Genomic DNA, 20,504 nt, shown 5'->3' with positions numbered 1-20,504 from the left:
GTTGAGTTAGGTCGCTTGTGAAACATGAAGAGGGCTATTTCATGGCGCAATTTATAGACCGAAGGCTCAATGGCAAAAATAAGAGCGCTGTTAACCGACAGCGCTTCTTGAAGCGCCATAGAGAGCAAATAAAAGAGTCCGTGGCAGACGCAGTGAATCGACGCTCGATTACAAACACAGAAACGGGCGAAGACGTCGCCATCCCGCATAAAGACATTACAGAGCCAATCTTTCACCAAGGTAAAGGGGGGCTGAGAGAGCGTGTGCACCCTGGTAATGACCAGTTTATTACCGGTGATAAGATTGAACGTCCTAAAGAAGGAGGACAAGGCAGTGGCTCTGGTGAAGGTCAAGCAAGTCCCGATGGTGAAGGTCAGGATGAATTTGTATTCCAAATATCAAAAGACGAATACCTCGATATCTTGTTTGAAGACCTTGAGTTGCCGAATCTTGAAAAAAACCAAATCGCGAAAATAACTGAATGGAAAACCCACCGAGCGGGCTTTAAAACCGCAGGTATTCCATCCAATATTGCCGTAGTTCGTTCCCTTCAACAGTCGCTTGCACGCAGAACCGCAATGACGGCAGGTAAAAAACGTCTTCTTAACGAACTGGAAGAGGAACTGACACGTATTAAAAATATTGAGCCAGCACAACAGCTTGAAGAAAATCGACTCAAAAAGGAAATTGAGGAGCTACGAGCCAAAATTGCTAAGGTTCCATTTATTGATACATTCGATTTACGCTTCAAAAATTACGAAAAACGTCCGGTGCCGTCCAGCCAGGCTGTCATGTTCTGTTTAATGGATGTGTCCGGTTCTATGGATCAAGCAACCAAAGACATTGCAAAACGCTTTTATGTGTTGCTGTATCTGTTTTTAACTCGTACTTATGAGAATGTCGAAGTCGTGTTTATCCGACACCACACTCAGGCGAAAGAAGTTGATGAGCAAGAGTTTTTCTATTCTCAAGAAACTGGTGGCACTATCGTATCCAGTGCCTTGAAGCTGATGAAAGAAATCATCAAAGAACGCTACCCTATTGGGCAATGGAACATCTATGCAGCTCAAGCGTCCGACGGTGATAACTGGGCTGATGACTCACCGCGGTGTCGTGAGCTGCTAGTAAATAGCCTATTACCAAATTGTCAGTATTATTCGTATATCGAGATCACGCGTCGTTCACACCAAACTTTATGGCATGAGTATGAAAAACTCACTGAGGAGTTTCCGAACTTCGCCATGAAGAATATTCGCTCAGTGGAAGATATCTTCCCTGTCTTCCGAGAACTCTTTCAAAAAGAATCGGCGTAAGGAGGCTGGCGATGAATACTTTCACGAAAAAAAACGCTGAAGAAGCCACTAAGAAGCGCAACAGCAAGTTACTACCGGATGGTCCAGACTGGACATTTGAACTCTTAGAACGCTATCACAAGGAGATTAAACGCGTTGCGGAGCATTACCGTCTTGACACTTACCCCAATCAGATAGAAGTGATCACATCCGAGCAGATGATGGATGCATATTCAAGTATCGGTATGCCAATCAATTATAATCACTGGTCATTTGGTAAGAAGTTTATTCAAACCGAACAAAACTATAAGCATGGTCAAATGGGGCTCGCTTATGAGATTGTGATTAACTCCAACCCTTGTATTGCTTACCTAATGGAAGAGAACACCGTTACCATGCAAGCGTTGGTCATGGCACATGCATGCTATGGTCACAACTCGTTCTTTAAAGGCAACTACTTATTCCAAACTTGGACAGATGCTAGCTCAATCATCGATTACTTGTTGTTTGCCAAAAAGTACTTAGCCGAATGCGAAGAGCGGTATGGGGTTCAGGAGGTAGAGAAACTGCTCGATTCCTGTCATGCATTAATGAATTTTGGCGTTGATCGATACAAACGTCCTGAAAAAATCTCGATAACCGAAGAAAAAGCTCGTCAAGAGGAGCGAGAAGCCTACCTACAATCACAGGTCAATGAACTGTGGCGCACCGTTCCTCAAGCAAAAACGAAAGAAGAGGACATGAAAGAGCGCTTCCCAAGCGAGCCTCAAGAGAATTTGCTGTATTTCTTTGAAAAACATGCACCGCTTCTCGAACCTTGGCAACGAGAGGTCGTGCGAATTGTGCGTAAGATAAGCCAGTACTTCTATCCACAAAAACAAACACAGGTAATGAACGAAGGTTGGGCGACCTTCTGGCACTACACAATTCTTAACCATCTTTACGATGAAGGGTTAGTGTCAGAAAAATTTATCCTAGAGTTCTTACATAGCCATACGAGCGTCATCGCTCAGCCGCCATACAATAGCCCTTATTTTAGCGGTATCAATCCTTATGCGCTTGGGTTTGCTATGTTTACCGACATTAAACGTATCTGTGAAAACCCAACGGATGAAGATAAGGAATGGTTCCCTGATATCGCAGGCTCAGATTGGCTGGACACTGTGCATTTCGCGATGCATAACTTTAAAGACGAAAGCTTTATTAGCCAATATTTGTCACCGAAGTTAATACGCGACTTTAAACTGTTTGCCATCAAAGATGATGACCATAAGAACTTCATTGAGATATCCGCCATTCATGACGAAATGGGTTATCAGCAGATCAGAGAAAAGCTAGCTTCCCAGTACAACCTCTCTAATCTCGAGCCGAACATCCAAGTGTTTAATGTCGACGTACGAGGCGATCGCTCGTTAACATTGCAATATGTTCCTCACAACCGAATTCCTTTAGATGACAGTTATGAGGAAGTATTAAAACATGTGTACCGACTCTGGGGCTTTGACGTAATTTTGCAGGAAGTAAAAGAAACTGGTCACAGAGAGACATTGGCAATGTGTCCAAAACAGAAATCAAACCAATACGAACGTTAATCTCGTTCTTTGTAGTCTCTACTTACGCAAAAGGCTCCGAAAAGGAGCCTTTTTACTTATATTTATAAAAATCGACGGCTTACGAAAACCGGCTTACACAAACTGAGCTAGATAGTTGAACGCACTTATCTTTTAGCGACAATCGCTCGTACAGCTTCTAAGTCAGCTTGAGTGTCGACGCCTGCTGCTGGTGCTTCTTTGGCGACCGCCACGTGGATTTTTTCGCCGTACCAAAGTACTCGTAGCTGCTCCAAGCACTCAATTTGCTCAAGTGCGCTCGGTGCCCAGTTGATGTAGGTATGGATAAATCCTGCACGATAAGCGTAAATGCCAATATGACGCATCAGTGGGTTAACAATCTTGTTGCCTTGTTCTGCGAAATTGTCACGATCCCAAGGAATCGTTGCTCGGCTGAAGTACATAGCATACCCGTTTGCATCCGTGACTACTTTCACCGCGTTAGGGTTAAACACTTCGTCTTCTGAATCAATTTCTACAGCCAATGTTGCCATTGGCGCGTCACAAGCCGCGAGGTTCTCTGCCACTTGGCGAATGATTGACGGTGGGATAAGCGGCTCATCCCCTTGTACGTTCACCACGATATGTTCGGCAGGTATCGACATCTTATCAACCACTTCGGCCAAGCGTTCTGTGCCTGATTCATGGTTGGCTGACGTCATACAGACTTTACCACCAAACTGCTTTACTGCTGCGGAAACACGCTCATCATCGGTCGCAATGATCACATCATCAGCGCCTGCTTGCATTGCTTGTTCATGCACCCACTGCACCATTGGTTTTCCACCAATATCTGCCAGAGGCTTTCCCGGCAATCGACTTGACGAATAGCGAGCAGGAATAACAACAGTAAAAGACATTAGCGGCCCTCATCCATGCTCATGGTACGAGCTTCTGGTTCTAGCAGTACAGGAATGCCCTCTTTGATTGGATAAGCAAGGCGATCCATTTTGCAGATCAGCTCTTGATTATCTTTATCGTACGTCAACTTACCTTTGCATACAGGGCAAGCTACAATCTCAAGCAGACGGTGATCCATAAGTCGCTTTAACCTCTTTTATTCTATTTAAAATTCGCTCTGCATCGCGTGTATCCAATTGAGCAGAGACGGGAAGATACCACCAGTTAGCCTGCGCATAATGGCGACACTTGACGGCATCTTTTTCAGTCATAATGACATTCGCTCCTTGCAAAGCTAATGTCTCTAATTCTTGCTGGTCAAAATCTTGGTGGTCAGCAAAACCCTTGGTGAGTTTAACATCCGCGCCCATTTCATCCAGTGTATTAAAAAAGCGTTGTGGATGCCCAATCCCAGCAAAGGCAACGAGCTGCTTTAACGTTGCAACGTCAGCCTGCTGTGCTGTAGCTAAGTTGATCGCTTTCTCTGGTGCAAGTGACATCGCAATCTCACCTGGATGTGCTTGCCCGCCATTGGTAATAACGAAATCAACCTCATTCAGCCTCTCGACAGACTCGCGTAAAGGACCTAAAGGAATTAGGTTCTGGTTACCAAAGCGTCGATTACCATCAACAATTACCAGTTCAATATCTCGTTCAAGTGCATAGTGCTGTAAGCCATCATCGGTAATGATAATGTCGACACCTTCAACCATCAGAGCTTTAACCGCATTAGCACGCACGGGATCCACTGCCACTGGCACTCCGGTTCGACGATGAATTAGTTTAGGCTCATCGCCACAATGCTTCGTCGGTGTATCTGAGTCTAGGACCAATGGATAGTGTGGCGCTTTCGCCCCATAGCCACGCGAGACAACCCCAGGTTTGTAGCCCAATTGCTGTAATTGCTCCACCAGCCACACCACGACGGGCGTTTTGCCATTGCCGCCAGCGGTAATGTTACCTACGACAACAACAGGCACCGGTGCACGATACGCCCGCTTTTTCCCCGCTTGATATTGCTTGCGCTTTGATTGGCTAATCGCACCAAACAGCAAACTCAGTGGCCACAAAAGCGGCCACAAAAGATATTTTAACGGATGGTTTTCAAACCAAATCTTTTCAACCACGACGATTAAGCACCAAATTGAATTCGGTGAAGTTGGGCGTATTCCCCATCTTTTTTGATAAGGTCAGCATGATTGCCTCGCTCAACAATCGAGCCGTCATCCACCACCAAAATTTCGTCTGCATTTTCAATGGTTGATAAGCGGTGCGCAATCACCAGCACGGTTTTGTCTTTTTGTAACTCGTCCAGCGCAGCTTGAATAGCTCGCTCTGACTCGGTATCCAATGCAGATGTCGCCTCGTCCAAAATCAACACGGGCGCATCACGAAGTAACGCACGAGCAATCGCGATTCGTTGACGCTGACCACCGGACAGACTCGCGCCATTTTCACCAATCATGGTGTCGAGCCCATTTTCCATTTTGTTGATAAATTCCATCGCATGAGCCAACTCAGCGGCTTTTTCAATATCACTGCGCTGGAAGTTATCTTCCGTCGCATAGGAAATATTATTCGCAATAGTGTCGTTAAATAAGTGAACGTTCTGCGATACCAGCGCAAACTGTTGACGCAAGTTCCTTAATTCATATTCACGAATATCACGCCCATCTAACTCGATGGACCCGCTGTCAACATCGTAGAAACGGTTAAATAAGTTCGCAATAGTGCTCTTACCAGAACCAGAACGCCCCACCAACGCAACTGTCTTACCGCTTGGTATATCAAAACTGACATGTTGCAAAGCGGGCTTCTCTGACCCTTGATAAGTAAAGGTGACGTCTTTTACTGAGATATCACCGTTGGCGCGCTCAACAGTGTGCTTACCTTCGTTTTTCTCCGGTTCCAGATCAATTAATGAAAATAACGTTTGGCTTGCTGCCATACCACGCTGGAACTGCGAAGTCACATTGGTCAACGCTTTTAACGGACGCATCAAACCAAACATTGCCGAGAACACAACCGTAAAGGTACCCGGTGTCAATTGCTCTTTAATTGAATCGATACTCGCTAAGTAAAGCACTGCAACAATGGCAATCGATGCAATCATTTGAATGATAGGGTTAGCAGCGGCTTGTGCCGTCACCAACTTCATACTTTGTTGGCGCATTTGGTTACTGACTTTTTCGAAACGCTCACGTTCGATGTCTTGACCACCGTAACTCAGCACCACTTTGTGACCTTTGAGCATCTGCTCGGCGGATGCCGTCACGTTACCCATCATGGTCTGCATATTTTTAGAAATTTTTCTAAAACGCTTAGAGACAACGCCTATCCCCCAAGCAACAACAGGAGCGACAGCGAACAACACTAAAGAAAGTTGCCAGCTGTTGTAAAACATGAGCACAAGTAAACCAATGATACTCGCCCCTTCACGCACAATGCTCACTAACGCTTTACTCGTTGCCGCTGACACTTGTTCTGAATCATACGTAATCCGGGATAACAGACTGCCAGTTTTCTCTTTGTCAAAGTAAGATACTGGCATGTGCATGAAGTGATTAAATACCATGCGTCGGATCTGCATAACCACATTACCGGAAACCCAACTCAAGCAGTAATCAGAGACAAACCCACTGGTACCCCGGATAAACATCATGACAAATATGATCAACGGAAGCGTACGTAGGAAGTCAGATTCCGCGCTGCCAAAACCTTCATCCAGCAAAGGTTTCAGTAGTGAAATCATATAAGTATCTGTGACTGCATTAATGACTAATGCAATGATAGCAACGATAAGACCTGCTTTATAAAGGCGAATATATAACCACAGACGCTTAAACGTCTGCCAAGTCGTTTCATCAGTATTAATCGACATAGAAGTGCTTTATTTTCTTACATTAAGACTCTTATTCTACTCCCTTACGCAGCATCTGCCTATACCATGGTTCAAATGTATTACTGCGTTTCGTTTTTAAAACCCAATTCTCTTTATCAACACGAATGCTCACCTGCCCTTTTTCTCCCGTATCCAACAAAGTCGAACCGTTCTCTTTATACGCCGCTACCACAGAAGGTGCAGGCATACCCCATTGATTATTTTTCGCTAGAGAGGCAATCGCAACGCTCGGACTGACCGCCTGAATAAACTTAGGGTTAGAGGAACTTCTACTGCCATGGTGAGGAACGAGCATGATGTCACTGCGTAATTTGTCCGGCTCCCTAAGTAATATCCACTCGCTGATCGCTTCAATATCCCCGGTAAATAACATAGTGAATCCAGAAATAGGGTCCTCCAATTTAAATACGCAAGAATGTGGATTGTAAGCACGCTTTACTTGTTTGGGTGGCCAAATCACGTTTAGCCTCAGTCCTTGCCACTGCCACGCTTCTTGACTGTTGCACGGTTGGTAACCAAAAAAGTTCTGGCTGCTACGTTTATGCGTGGGAGCAAAGTTATCTTCGACAACAAAACGTCCACCCGCATGATCGTTATCAGAGTGACTGAGTACGAACGTATCGATCCGCTTAATGCCTCTCGAATGAAGCACAGGCGTTATAACTTGGTCGGCGACACTGCTCCTTGCCATGATTTTCCAGTATCGTACAGGAGGATTTTACCTTCTTTTTCAACCATGACCGCTAACCCATGACCCACATCGAGAACGTCAATTTGCCAAGTGCTTTGGCTCCGTTGAGGAAGAAGGTGAAGAGATAGCACTACCGCAGATACAACCAACCAAGCGCGATAAGGCATGAATCGTTTCACCAACACACTAATACTGATGAAAACGACGAAAAGCGCCATTTTCTTACTCAAAGGTAACCAAGTGCCGACCGCATATTGGATGGAGTGGTTCAGCGGCAACAACGCTGTATCCAGGAGTTCCCATAAATAGATCGCAAACGATGGCACCAATAGAGCGGCAAACACGGCCGCAAACATCACTGGCACAACGACAAAACCAAACCACGGAATAAACACCATGTTATAAACAAGTGATGACCAGCTAAAGCCAGAGAAGAAGTACCCACTAACAGGAATTATAAAAAGGCTTAGTAACAGTTGGCTGAGGAGTAATACGCGCAGTTTTGCTAATTTGGTGGATGCAGTGCGCTGTACTGCATTGATCGCGAACAACACTGCGCCAACTGACAAATACGATAACCAAAAGCTCATGCTGTACGATGCAAAAGGCTCAAACAACAAGTGTAACGAAACCGCTAAAAGCACTACGCGCCAGGGACTCCAGTGCACTAATGAAAACTTAAGTAAAACGTACAACATACACACTGACACGGCTCGAATGGTTGGCAAAGAAAAATCCGCCAACCACGCATACGCTACGGCTGCCACTAATCCACTCATCGATGGTAAAAAGTGATAGCGAGGTATCACATAACGAATGGCAGACCCAACCATGGTGCCGATCCCAAATGCCATTCCGATATGCAGCCCCGAGATCGAGATCAAATGTAACAGCCCGCTATCTCGAAGTGCTCGCCAGTGCTCATCAGATAGCCAGTCCCGTTCGGAGAAAGCCAAGGCACTGATCAGTGGAAACTGTGATAAATGGCGTATTTGCTCTGTCACCTTACTAATGATCGCCTGGCGCAGAGAGTAGGCGCTTCGAATGGTCCAATGCGCATCGTCCGCAGCTGTTGCGCGCGCGATTATCCCCCTTCCCATGGACTGCTTCTCAGCATCAAATCCCGCTTCATTCCTCAATCCAATAATGGGTTTTATGGTTGCAGTTGTCGTAAACTCGCTGTTAACTGGCAGTATAAAAGGCGAGATAAAACGGACTTTAGGTTTAAGGAAAGGTAACAGCTTTTGAGAATTGACCTGGTTTACTGTCACAATACCTTCAAAACCGTGACTTATTTGCTTAAAAGAGCTGTTAACCTTACCAGTTATGGTAATATTCTCTTCAGCTTGAAAAAGGGCTTGTCTCTGATGATCTGTTACATTGCCATGGACAACAATAACCAAAAAGCCGGAAATTGCGCCTATGCTAATTAGGCCACGACGCAATTTAATGATTAAGCCAATCGCCACGACTCCCAACGGCAGCCAATGTTCGTCTGGTATCGCCAGCCACCATGCTGACGATATAACAGTGGTGACAAATAACACTAAGGTCCAACTTTTTTCTGAGAGAGTCATGCTGTCCTATGCCTAGAAAGCTGATAAAACGCTTCATGCCTGATCACGAATTAATCAAACGCCAGAAAGCGTTGAAGGTCTTCGGCAATGTGCTTTACAACCCCAACCTATGGTGTTTAAACCGTCGCTCAGCTTCGGGGGCTTTTGCCGTGGGTTTATTTATGGCGTTTGTGCCGTTACCAAGCCAAATGATCATGGCGGCAGGTCTTGCCATTGTTTTGGGGGTGAATCTCCCCCTTTCTGTTGCGTTAGTTTGGATTAGTAACCCAATTACCATGCCTGTGCTGTTTTATTTTGCTTACAAAATTGGTGCCTTAGTCTTACATGTCCCCCCTCAGCCATTCCATTTTGAGCTTTCTTGGGAATACCTGATGCAACAAATGCACACAATAGGACCGCCTTTTTTCCTAGGATGTATGATTTGCGGTGTGATATCCGCCATTGTTGGCTATTTTGGCATTCGTGGCTTGTGGCGCTATTCTGTTGTACGCAGCTGGCAAAAACGCAATATACTCAAACGAAGCTAATATGCAGGTTTTCAGATGTGGGTTGAGGCTGAAATGGCAGCAATTCTGAGAAAAGATGCGAGAAGAATATGAAAAGTTGTGAGCTGTACCAACATATATCGTGATAGCAATTGAACAAGAAAAAGGACCGAGCTCGGTCCTTTTTCATATCATGAATACAGCGTTAGTTTTAAGCCATTGCCTGCGCGGTACACTGGTTGGTTAACATTGGCTATCTCAGTGAAGATTAAGGCTGATCCGTATTTAGATTATTTTGCACTCAATACGGCAGCGGGATTCAACTTCGCGGCCCGAGAAGCCGGATACCAGGTCGCAACTAAGCTCAATATAATGGCGGTACCAGAAACTAAGCCAACATCCGCCCAATGCAATTGAGAAGGCAGGAAATCAACAAAATAGATGTCTCCCGACAAGAAATGGTGTCCGACTAAATGCTCTAACCCTTTTATTATTGGCGTGAGATTCAGCGCAACCAAGACACCAATGATGCTGCCAGCAATACTGCCAAAAACACCTGAAAACACGCCTTGCCAAACAAAAATACGCTTGATCAACGCATCTTTGGCGCCCATGGTACGTAAAATCGCAATTTCTGCGGCCCGGTCTTTCACCGCCATCATTAACGTGGAAACAATATTAAAACACGCCACACCAATCACCAGAACCATGACTAGATACATAATCGTTCGTACCAGCTGTATGTCGCGGTACAAAAAGCCAAATTGCTGCTGCCAGCTCTTCAAGTAAACATAAACGTCAACCAGATTACCGACTTCTCTCACGATTGATGGAGCATTGAGCACGTCATCGGTTTTCAATGAAATTCCCGTCACACCATCATCTAATCTCGCGTATTGCTGAGCATCAGACAGTGGTACCAACGCCAGAGAGTGATCGATTTGACCATTCAAGGTCAAAAAGCCCGTCACTTTTACACGAACACGCTTTGGGGCTTGGACATTCGTTGAGCCACCTGTTTGTGGGATCATCAACGTAATGTAATCACCAATATCCACGCTTAATTCATCTGCGACACCACGTCCCAAAATGACTTGTTGTTGGCCCGGATGAAAGTTTTGCCAAGCTTGTGGATCAATGAAGTCAGACAGGCTCGACACGGCTTGTTCATACGATGGTTCAACGCCGCGAACTTCAATGGCTTTTAGTTTACTGCCCTTTTCAGCAAGACTGGTAAAGCGCACATAAGGCGCAGCGGCAACGACATGTTCGTGTTTCAGCGCCTGGTGCATGGTTTGCGTATAGTCGTAGAGAGGCCCTTCTACGCCCTCCAATTCACCGTGAGGAATTACCGATAACACGCGTGATTGCAGTTCACGCTCAAAACCATTCATCGCTGACAAGCCAATGATGATCACTGCGACGCCGACGGCAATACCGATGGTCGAAGAGAGTGAAATAAACGACACCATTTTGTTTCGCTTTTTTGCGCGACTAAAACGACCACCGATCATTAATGCTAACGATGAAAACAAATCAGTTCTCCTCTGTAGTGAGCGCAGTATCGAGCTGGTCCACCAGCAAACCATCTTGCATGTGCATTTGACGATCCATTTTGGCAGCCAATTCATTGTCATGAGTGACAACAAGAAACGCGATGTTCGATTCTTGGTTAAGCTCACGCATGAGATCATAAATCGCCAGTGCCGTTTGATGGTCCAAATTACCGGTCGGTTCGTCGGCGAGCACCAGATCAGGCTTATTCACCAATGCACGGGCAATCGCAACACGTTGGCGCTCTCCCCCCGACAATTCTGATGGCCTGTGATCCATACGGTGAGCCAGCCCGACCTTCTCCAACAGTGCTTGTGCTTGAGCTTTTGCTTCGGATGCTCTTTCGCCACCAATCATTAACGGCATCGCCACGTTTTCCACGGCGGTAAAATCGGCCAGCAAATGATGAAACTGGTACACAAACCCTAAGTGCTTATTGCGCAGTGCCGCTTGTTTGTTCGAGCTTAATGCAGACAAGTTGTGTCCCAAAAACTCGACATCCCCTTGAGTCGCATCGTCTAGCGCGCCTAAAATATGGAGCAAAGTACTCTTACCCGATCCCGAAGAGCCTACAATCGATACGAGATCTCCTTTTTCAAGCTCGAAGCTGACGCCTTTCAACACTTCGGTATCTAACGACCCTTCTCGGTATATCTTACGAATATCACGACATTCCAATAGTTTATTCATAGCGAAGTGCCTCAGCAGGTTTAACAGAAGATGCTCGGTAAGAAGGGTAAATGGTTGCAGCAAGCTCAGAGCAATCGCCAATACAACCACTAATAAAATCTGAAATGAATCAATCACAATGGGCAATTGCCACCAAAAGAAAACAAGGATGCGCCAGCAGATTCCAGCAGTGAGTTGAGGTTGAGTGATAACACCACGCCGACTAAACCACCAACAATAGCGCCGATCACGCCACTGCTTGCGCCCTGAACCATAAAAATTGCCATCACTTGGGTTTGCGTCATCCCTTGGGTTTTAAGAATAGCGACTTCCGATTGCTTCTCCATCACCACCATAATCAACGCAGAAATAATATTAAATGCCGCCACGCCAACAATCAGACCCAGCATCAATCCCATCATGTTTTTTTCCATTTTGACCGCTTGGAATAACTCACCCCGCTGTGCTCGCCAGTCACTCCACTGCCAACCTTCAGGCAAAGGTTTATCAGCAAACTCAGTCACCATAAACGGGTCAGAGAAAAAAACACGCCATCCAGAGACGGTATCTTTAGGCAAACGCATCAGTCTGGCTGCATCGTTCATATTCACAATCATGAGCTGACCATCGACATCTGAACCGGTGTTGAATATGCCAGCAACGGTGAAGTTACGCTGACTCGGAATACGCCCAAATGGGGTAAACTGAGTCGCATTGGTCACCATCAAGCGCACTTTATCGCCCATCGATACACTCAGCGAACGTGCCAATCCTTGACCGAGAAATACGTTGTACTCCCCCGCTTGTAAGTTTTTCAATCGACCTGCAATCAAATGATTGGCAATCGGATCGCCTTTTTTCGGCTCGATTCCAACTAAGTAGCCTGCGGTCAGTTGAGCTGAACTTTGAATCACGGCTTCACCACGAACGATCGGTTCAGGTTCGGCGACATTAGACATGTGTCGAATGAATTCAGGCGCGGACTCTGATAGCGGTGTCTTGCCATCATGCTGAGAAACAACTGCATGTGGCAACACGCCGAGAATGCGTTCTTTTAACTGAGATTCAAAACCATTCATGACAGAAAGCACCGTCACTAATGCCATCACGCCAATGGTGATACCTGCGGTCGACATGTAAGAGACAAATCGGCTAAACCTATCTCCAGAGCGCCCCCGAAGATACCTAAAACCAATAAACAATGAGATAGGATGATACATATAGGAAAAACCAACTGGTTATCTATTCGTGCAAAAACTTGGGCACTATCTTACCCTACTCTTAAAGTGAAGAAGACAGGATAATCACTAAATTTGTCAACGAGATGCAATTATATGCCCATTATGTTGCTACATAGTCATGGTAAGTTTATCTGTACTCGGTGTTTAAACGCATTTTAAGTGTGAATCCACTTGAATATCAGCCTCACCTGCGCCAAAAAAATACAATCGAAAGTTAGGGTTAACTTGATAACTTCATTCAGTTAGCGATAATCAGAGACCCTCTTTCTGTATTGTGATTGATTCAGAAAGTGCTCGCTGGCAAAAGGACCCTCTACATGACAGAGCAAGAATACTTTACTGTTCACCACAATCTCACCATCAACGTGGAAGCGTTGGGTACTGACGTTACATTGCCAGACGAAGCGACCTTTATTTCTGAAATTCCGGCCCCATTTATTGTAGCAAGTGAGTTCAGCCACCTGGACTTGTTAGCAGACAATGCTCGACTTGAATTAAAAAACAAAGATTTAAAGCACGTCATTAGCTTACTCGATACACAAAACGCGAAGCTCAACTTATTACTTAGTTTTATGCTTTCGCAGCAAGATGACACCATGCTCAGATTTCAAACCACGCAGTTTGGTGCCAGCAAACTGAGCTATCAAGCAGCAAACCCACTCGACGAGCAACAACTAGTTCGAGTAAAACTGTTCTTAGATCACCCTGCAGCCGCCATCTATTGCTACGCAGAAGTCGAAGCATGCGAACCTTCTGAACAAGGATTCGTCATCACACTTCGATATAAAATGCTCCGGGATGACGATCAGGATCTATTGATTAAAGCGGCCTTGCATCAACAGCAAAAACTATTGCGTCAGCGCTCAATGGAGCGAGATAAAAAATAACGATTATGACAACAGCAACCATTCTTTCCGTCACCAATCCGTCTAAACCGGGTGATAAAAAACAACTTGGTAATTTACCTGGTGCGGCACTGCCGATGGCGATAGCAGAACTGGCAAAACAACACCCAAGCCACACTCTGCTCGTCGTCCCAGACCCTCAATTAGCCTTAAAGCTACAAGCGGAAATCGAACAATTTACGCATCAACCTGTCAGCCTGTTTCCTGACTGGGAAACCTTGCCTTACGACAATTTCTCACCGCATCAAGAGATCATATCTGATCGTATTGCTCGCTTGTATCAACTTCCGAACCAAACTGGCGGGATAACGATTGTTCCAGTCAGCACAATTCTGCAGCGTCAGTCTCCGCGAGACTTTTTGCTTCAGCACACATTGATGGTCAAAGCCGGTGATTTGTTTTCATTAGAAAAACTTCGCGTGCAGTTGGAAAAATCAGGCTACCGCCACGTTGATCAAGTATTTGGGCCCGGTGAATACGCCAGCCGTGGCTCGATCCTCGATCTGTTTCCTATGGGCAGTGAGGATCCATACCGCATTGATTTCTTTGATGATGAAATAGATACCATTCGCACCTTCGATCCAGAGAACCAGCGCTCGATTGAAGACATAAAGCAAATTCAGTTGCTACCGGCCCATGAGTTTCCCACCACACAGGAAGCCATTGAAGAATTTCGTACTCGCTGGCGCGCACAGTTCGAAGCCCGCCGTGAGCCAGAATCCATCTATATGCAGGTAACAAAAGGAACATGGCCAGCAGGTATCGAGTATTGGCAACCGCTGTTTTTTGAACACACAGAGACATTATTCGACTACCTACCAGAAAACTCTCAGTTGCTCAGCTATGGTGATATTGAAGCTGCGGTTGATACGTTCTTAGCAGACGTTGAATACCGCTACGACCAGAAAAAAATCGACCACTGCGTCCGCTGCTCGCGCCCCATGAGTTATGGCTCAAAAAAGACGAACTGTTTTCTCATATTAAACAGTTACCGCAAGCGCAGCTCAGCCTAGAAAAAGTCGTCAAACGCGCAGGCCGCGAAAACCTAGCGGTGCAATCCCTCGCAGAGCTTGGTGTTCAGCAACAAAACAAAGAACCACTTTCACGCTTACGCCAATTCAGCGAGCAATTTACTGGCAAGATTGTATTCTCTGTAGAATCAGAAGGCCGACGTGAAGCGTTAACTGAGCTGTTACAAGGCATCAAAGTTCGCCCCGTTTCGCATGGCTCTCTTTACCAAGCGTTGAATTCGAAAGATCGTTTTAGCCTAGTCCTTGGCGCCGCAGAACACGGTTTTATCCACGAAGAACTGAATTTTGCCCTCATCTGCGAAAGTGATTTGCTCGGTGACCGTGTCATCCAACGTCGCCGTAAAGATAAAAAAGCGGTCAACAGCGATACCGTCATTCGTCACTTGGCGGAACTCAAACCCGGTCAACCGGTTGTTCACATTGACCATGGTATTGGCCGCTATATTGGTTTGCAAACCCTTGAAGCAGGTGGCATGCAAACCGAATATGTGACGCTTGAATACCAAAACGATGCAAAACTGTATGTGCCCGTTTCATCGCTCAACCTTATCAGTCGTTATTCTGGCGGAGCTGAAGAGAGTGCACCATTGCACAAGCTCGGTGGAGAAGCTTGGGCGAAAGCTCGCCGTAAAGCGGCTGAGAAAGTCCGCGATGTTGCGGCTGAGCTATTGGATGTTTACGCCAAGCGAGAACTTAAACCGGGGTATAAATTTGCCTTAGATCGCGGCCAGTACGCGACATTTAAAGCCACATTCCCGTTTGAAGAGACCGACGATCAATCGATGGCTATTAATGCGGTGCTCTCTGACATGTGCCAACCGAAAGCCATGGATCGACTGGTTTGTGGTGATGTTGGTTTCGGCAAAACCGAGGTCGCGATGCGCGCAGCTTTTGTCGCCACTGACAACAGCAAACAAGTCGCCGTATTAGTTCCGACGACACTCCTAGCCCAGCAACACTTTGAGAATTTCCGAGACCGCTTTGCCAACTTACCGATTCGCGTCGAAGTGTTGTCACGCTTTAAATCAGCGAAAGAGCAAAAAGTGATCTTGCAAGATGTGGCTGACGGCAAAGTCGATATCGTGGTCGGAACACATAAGCTGCTATCAAGCGATATTAAGTTTAAGGATCTCGGCTTATTGATTGTCGACGAAGAGCACCGATTTGGCGTACGTCAAAAAGAAAAAGTAAAAGCAATGCGTGCGGATGTCGACATCTTAACACTCACCGCAACGCCAATTCCTCGTACGCTGAATATGGCAATGAGTGGTATGCGCGATCTATCGATTATCGCCACACCACCCGCGCGCCGTTTGGCGATCAAAACCTTCGTCCGTCAGCGTGAAGAGTCGGTAGTTCGTGAAGCGGTATTACGTGAAATCATGCGTGGCGGTCAGGTCTACTTCCTACATAACCAGGTTGAAACGATAGAGAAAGCGGCGGAAGATTTACAAAAACTGATACCCGAAGCTCGTGTCACCGTCGCTCATGGCCAAATGCGCGAACGTGAACTTGAGCGCATCATGAATGATTTCTATCATCAGCGTTTCAATGTATTGGTGTGTACAACCATCATAGAAACAGGCATCGATGTGCCTACCGCTAACACGATCATCATGGATCGTGCGGACAACTTAGGCTTGGCTCAGTTGCATCAGTTACGTGGCCGTGTGGGGCGCTCACACCATCAAGCCTATGCCTACTTGCTTACGCCACACCCTAAAGCCATGACTAAAGATGCAATCAAGCGTCTGGATGCCATCGCTTCTCTCGAAGACCTCGGTGCTGGTTTTACATTGGCGACGCACGATCTAGAGATTCGTGGGGCTGGCGAACTGCTTGGCGATGAGCAAAGTGGTCAAATTCAATCGGTTGGTTTTACACTCTATATGGAAATGCTAGAACAAGCAGTCCAAGCATTGAAAGAAGGCAAAGAGCCATCGCTCGATGAATTATTGCGAGAACAAACTGAAGTCGAAATGCGCATTCCTGCTCTATTGCCCGATGATTATATCCCAGACGTAAACACTCGACTTTCGATGTACAAGCGCATCGCCAGTGTGACGAATAGTGAAGCATTATCTGAACTCAAAGTCGAACTTATTGACCGATTCGGCCTCTTACCAGATGCAACCAAAAATTTACTCGCGGTTTCTGAGCTGAAATTTGCCGCAGGTAACCTGAAAGCCAAGAAAATCGAAGCCCATGATAAAGGCGGGTTTATTGAGTTTTATCCTGATGCAGAGATTAACCCAGCGTATCTAGTACAGCTCTTACAATCACAGCCGAAGAAATTCGCGATGGAAGGTCCGACTAAGTTCAAATTTAACGTCCCTTTAGCGGACCGACGTAAGCGCATTCAGTTTGTTCAAGATTTACTGAATGACTTTAAACAAAATTTAATCCCAGCGAGCTAATAATCGAATGAGAATACTGATCCCATTATTGCTTCTATGCGTGTCGATGCCTACTTGGGCACAACGTCAATTTGATATCGAATTGATTATTTTTAAACGCGTAGGAGACGCAGAGAGTACAAGCGAGTCTTGGTCCAGCCAGCTCCCAAAAATCGATATGACCAATGTCGGTAGCTTAGATAGCGAGGCCTACCTTAGTGCAAAAGGCGCTGCTCTACTACCACGCTCTTCTTATCAGCTCAATGCTCAAGAAGCTGCATTAAACAGCCACGTAGGGTTTAAAGTACTTAAGCACGTGGCATGGCGACAAAGTGATCAAGGACAAGACAGTGCACCAATCTTTCGCATTGTGGGTGGTCGCGATTTTTCCGGATCCTTTAACGCTGACGGCAGCAACATCAATCGCCCCTCGTCGACTATCGCTAACGCTGACGTCAATGCCACAGAAACGAATGAAACAGACGATGTTTACGTAGACGAACGCGACGTCAATGACAGCAACTTGGAAGAAACACGCTCTGAAGGAAACATGAGCAAAGCACTATATGAATTAGATGGTAAGTTTCAAGTGTACGTGCAGCACTATTTATTTGCAGATACTACTTTGGACTTGCGCGAGCCAAGTGTTCGTGAAGTTCGTTTCGAGGCAACACCTGATGAACAATTAGATGACAAGCTAGGAGAAGTCGACGGTAATGTCCAAGTGGGTAACCTAGCAGAAATTTCGCCGACGGTAACAGAAGAGAAGTTTCTCAAAACTTACCGAATGGAACAAAAACGTCGTATGAGAAGTGAAGAAATCCATTACCTAGATAGCCCAATGATGGGCGTGATCATCCAAGTTCGTAACGTCGAATAATCACTCCCTCTTCGCACAAGCGCAGCCCTGATTGCGCTTGTGCTTTTATTTAATTCCAGTAACGTGACCATATCCAACAGAAAAGGACTTCCCAGTTATGAGCCCTGACTTTGAGATCATCACACCTCGCCTCGCTCTGCGTCTGATTTCGGCGGAAGACGCGTCGGCCCTACACCAACTTCTGGCCACCTCGCCATCTCTTCATACTTGGTTGGACTGGTGTAATGAGGATGTATCCCTACAGGAAGCACAAGATTTCCTGCTGTCTACGCGCCTCAACTGGGTCAAAGCAGAGGCCTTTGGCTTTGGTATCTATGAGCGTGAAACAGGAGCATTACTTGGCATGGTTGCGGTGAACGAGCTCTATCAAACCTTCAATATGGCCAGTATTGGCTACTGGGTTGCCGATCGGTATCAACGTCAAGGCTATGCGCAGGAAGCAATTAGAGCGTTGGCAGAATTTTGCTTTGCCACTTTATGCCTTACCCGCTTAGAGATCGTCTGTGACCCAGACAATACCGTCAGTCAAGCCTTGATAGAGTCGGTCGGCGCGCATAAAGAAGCCATCGCCAGAGATCGTTTTATTTTCAATCAGCAACCTAAAGATGGTGTGGTCTACTCACTGCTTCCCCGTGATTTGGAGTAAACTATTAAGCAGTGCTTTTGCTGCTTTTTATTACTAAACACCTTACTCTGCAGGAAGTTAGCTGAGCATATCAAGTACAAGCTATTTTTCTAGCTTAACAGCCAACAAAAAACCGGAGCACTTTAGCTCCGGTTTTTTACGTAAAACTTAGTGTAGTTTTAGGTTTGGTCGTAACACTCGGTTGATGCGACCAACTAGCATCATGAGTCCGGTTTTGAACATTCCATGCAGCGCCATCAAATGCATACGATACAATGAAATATACACCACGCGAGCGATACGTCCTTCGACCATCATCGAGCCTTTGGTTAAGTTACCCATTAAGCTACCGACGGTTGAAAACTGGCTAAGTGAAACTAATGAACCATGGTCTTTGTACACGTAAGGCTTAAGTTCACGGTTGTTGATCTTTGCCACAATGTTCTTAAAGGCTTGCGTCGACATTTGGTGAGCGGCTTGTGCACGCGGTGGAACAAACGATCCGTCAGCTTGCGTACATTGCGCCAAATCACCGATAACGAAAATATCGTCATCACGCGTGGTTTGCAGGGTGTCTTTGACGACCAGTTGGTTAATACGGTTGGTTTCCAGGCCCGCAATGTCTTTGATGAAATCAGGCGCTTTGATGCCCGCAGCCCAAACCATGATTTTCGCGTTGATTTTTTCGCCGTCTTTGGTGGTTAAACCGTCTTTTTCAGCCTTCGTCACCATCGTCGCCGTACGTACGTTCACACCAAGCTTAACCAGTTCTTGATGCGCGGCAGTAGAAATGCGAGGAGGCAATGCAGGAAGAATACGCTCACCCGCTTCGATCAGGTTAACGTTGAGTTTGCTAGAATCAAGATCGCCAAAACCATAAGCACGCAGCTCTTTAACTGCATTGTGTAGCTCTGCAGACAGCTCTACGCCCGTTGCACCTGCACCGACAATGGCGATATCAACCGTGCCGTTCCCGTTCTTAGCATGCAACTTAAGGAACTCATTGTTCATTTCCGTACGGAATCGATGGGCTTGCTCAGGACTATCGAGGAAAATACAGTTGTCACGAACACCTGGAGTGTTGAAGTCATTGGATGTTGAGCCAATCGCCATGACAAGAATGTCGTACTCTATCTCGCGGCTTGGGATAAGAAGTTCGTCGTGCTCGTCTCTTAATTCGCTCAAGGTGATCACTTTACGTTCACGATCAATGTCTGCAAGGCTGCCCATTTGGAAATCGAAACTATGATTTTTTGCGTGGGCACGGTAGCTAAGTGCATCGACGCCTTCATCCAATGAACCTGTCGCTACTTCGTGCAGCAATGGCTTCCACAAGTGGCTCGCTTTACGGTCTACCAGCGTAATTTGCGCGCGGTTCTTACGACCAAGAGTTCGGCCAAGCTTAGTCGCCAACTCTAGGCCACCAGCACCGCCGCCTACAACGATAATGCGTGTCACAATGATTTTCCTCTACAAAAATGAATAAATGGGTTCAGCTCGATACTTCACTGCCAGCGCTGCTGCGAGAAGTATCCAACCGATGAATTCTTAACGGTTAGAGGGTTTCAACAGGTTTTGGATTAAAACTGATGTATTGTGTTTTGTTTTTTATCAATTAATTATCAACACTGAACATCTAAGCTGGGTCATATCAACCCAGAGAAAATGGGCAAGTTTGCTACTCGCTCTCATTTTTTTTTGATTTTTATCAAATTATTTGAGCTCACTTCATTATATAGAGCCGTG

At 46.0% G+C, this 20,504-nt stretch carries 13 protein-coding genes and 3 pseudogenes; 7 read left to right on the top strand and 9 right to left on the bottom strand.

The window, feature by feature from the left end:
- The first annotated feature begins 41 nt into the window (after window positions 1–41).
- Together SU60_RS16550 and SU60_RS16545 are read left to right on the top strand one after the other, a co-directional pair.
- Complete coding sequence (locus SU60_RS16550) at window positions 42–1,313, top strand: YeaH/YhbH family protein (RefSeq protein ID WP_041156495.1); 1,272 nt, start codon at window positions 42–44, stop codon at window positions 1,311–1,313.
- A gap of 11 nt (window positions 1,314–1,324) precedes the next feature.
- Entirely contained in the window at window positions 1,325–2,884 is a 1,560-nt protein-coding gene (locus tag SU60_RS16545) for a SpoVR family protein (RefSeq protein WP_041156494.1), read from the top strand.
- Between the two features lie 125 nt (window positions 2,885–3,009).
- On the opposite strand, the gene kdsB is transcribed toward SU60_RS16545, so the two are convergent.
- The 5 genes and pseudogenes from kdsB to SU60_RS16520 all read right to left on the bottom strand — a co-directional run bounded on the left by kdsB (window position 3,010) and on the right by SU60_RS16520 (window position 8,972).
- Window positions 3,010–3,762 (bottom strand): 3-deoxy-manno-octulosonate cytidylyltransferase, encoded by a 753-nt coding sequence (kdsB, locus tag SU60_RS16540; RefSeq protein WP_041156493.1) that lies wholly within the window; start codon window positions 3,760–3,762, stop codon window positions 3,010–3,012.
- Window positions 3,762–3,941, bottom strand: a complete 180-nt coding sequence (locus SU60_RS16535; protein ID WP_041156492.1) for a Trm112 family protein — start codon at window positions 3,939–3,941, stop codon at window positions 3,762–3,764. Before SU60_RS16535 ends, kdsB begins: the two co-directional genes overlap by 1 nt.
- Window positions 3,922–4,929, bottom strand: coding sequence for a tetraacyldisaccharide 4'-kinase (gene lpxK / locus SU60_RS16530; protein ID WP_041156491.1), 1,008 nt, complete (start codon window positions 4,927–4,929; stop codon window positions 3,922–3,924). Before lpxK ends, SU60_RS16535 begins: the two co-directional genes overlap by 20 nt.
- Window positions 4,930–4,934: 5 nt before the next feature.
- On the bottom strand, window positions 4,935–6,683 hold the full coding sequence (msbA, locus tag SU60_RS16525; RefSeq protein WP_041156490.1) for a lipid A ABC transporter ATP-binding protein/permease MsbA: 1,749 nt from the start codon (window positions 6,681–6,683) through the stop codon (window positions 4,935–4,937).
- Between the two features lie 31 nt (window positions 6,684–6,714).
- A pseudogene (locus SU60_RS16520) lies at window positions 6,715–8,972 on the bottom strand (DNA internalization-related competence protein ComEC/Rec2).
- An 8-nt stretch (window positions 8,973–8,980) separates the two neighbouring features.
- On the opposite strand from SU60_RS16520, the gene SU60_RS16515 reads away from it, so the two are divergent.
- On the top strand, window positions 8,981–9,499 hold the full coding sequence (locus tag SU60_RS16515; RefSeq protein WP_041156489.1) for a DUF2062 domain-containing protein: 519 nt from the start codon (window positions 8,981–8,983) through the stop codon (window positions 9,497–9,499).
- Window positions 9,500–9,747: 248 nt separating this feature from the next.
- Here SU60_RS16515 and lolE read toward each other — a convergent pair whose 3' ends face one another.
- The 3 genes and pseudogenes from lolE to lolC form a co-directional block, all read right to left on the bottom strand.
- Window positions 9,748–10,992: a lipoprotein-releasing ABC transporter permease subunit LolE gene (gene lolE, locus SU60_RS16510; protein ID WP_041156488.1), complete on the bottom strand. Its 1,245-nt coding sequence runs from the start codon at window positions 10,990–10,992 to the stop codon at window positions 9,748–9,750.
- Window position 10,993: 1 nt separating this feature from the next.
- A complete protein-coding gene (lolD, locus tag SU60_RS16505) occupies window positions 10,994–11,701 on the bottom strand; it encodes a lipoprotein-releasing ABC transporter ATP-binding protein LolD (protein WP_041156487.1) in 708 nt (235 codons plus the stop codon).
- Window positions 11,694–12,900 (bottom strand): annotated as a pseudogene (gene lolC / locus SU60_RS16500) (lipoprotein-releasing ABC transporter permease subunit LolC). The gene lolD and the pseudogene lolC overlap by 8 nt, the downstream one beginning before the upstream one ends.
- Window positions 12,901–13,238: 338 nt before the next feature.
- On the opposite strand from lolC, the gene SU60_RS16495 reads away from it, so the two are divergent.
- The 4 genes and pseudogenes from SU60_RS16495 to SU60_RS16480 all read left to right on the top strand — a co-directional run bounded on the left by SU60_RS16495 (window position 13,239) and on the right by SU60_RS16480 (window position 18,779).
- Window positions 13,239–13,808 carry a hypothetical protein gene (locus tag SU60_RS16495; RefSeq protein WP_041156486.1) on the top strand — a complete coding sequence of 190 codons (570 nt, stop codon included), beginning with the start codon at window positions 13,239–13,241 and terminating at the stop codon, window positions 13,806–13,808.
- Between the two features lie 5 nt (window positions 13,809–13,813).
- Window positions 13,814–17,274 (top strand): annotated as a pseudogene (mfd, locus tag SU60_RS16490) (transcription-repair coupling factor).
- A 7-nt stretch (window positions 17,275–17,281) separates the two neighbouring features.
- Window positions 17,282–18,133 carry a peptidoglycan binding protein CsiV gene (locus SU60_RS16485; RefSeq protein ID WP_084735938.1) on the top strand — a complete coding sequence of 284 codons (852 nt, stop codon included), beginning with the start codon at window positions 17,282–17,284 and terminating at the stop codon, window positions 18,131–18,133.
- Window positions 18,134–18,230: 97 nt separating this feature from the next.
- Entirely contained in the window at window positions 18,231–18,779 is a 549-nt protein-coding gene (locus SU60_RS16480) for a GNAT family N-acetyltransferase (protein WP_041156484.1), read from the top strand.
- Between the two features lie 147 nt (window positions 18,780–18,926).
- Here SU60_RS16480 and SU60_RS16475 read toward each other — a convergent pair whose 3' ends face one another.
- Window positions 18,927–20,216, bottom strand: coding sequence for an NAD(P)/FAD-dependent oxidoreductase (locus SU60_RS16475; RefSeq protein ID WP_041156483.1), 1,290 nt, complete (start codon window positions 20,214–20,216; stop codon window positions 18,927–18,929).
- Window positions 20,217–20,504: the final 288 nt, after the last annotated feature.

This window comes from Vibrio mytili, assembly GCF_000830505.1.
Lineage (GTDB): Bacteria > Pseudomonadota > Gammaproteobacteria > Enterobacterales > Vibrionaceae > Vibrio > Vibrio mytili.
The sequence above is the reverse complement of the archived record's forward strand: the minus strand, read 5'-3'. Positions and strand labels throughout refer to the sequence as shown.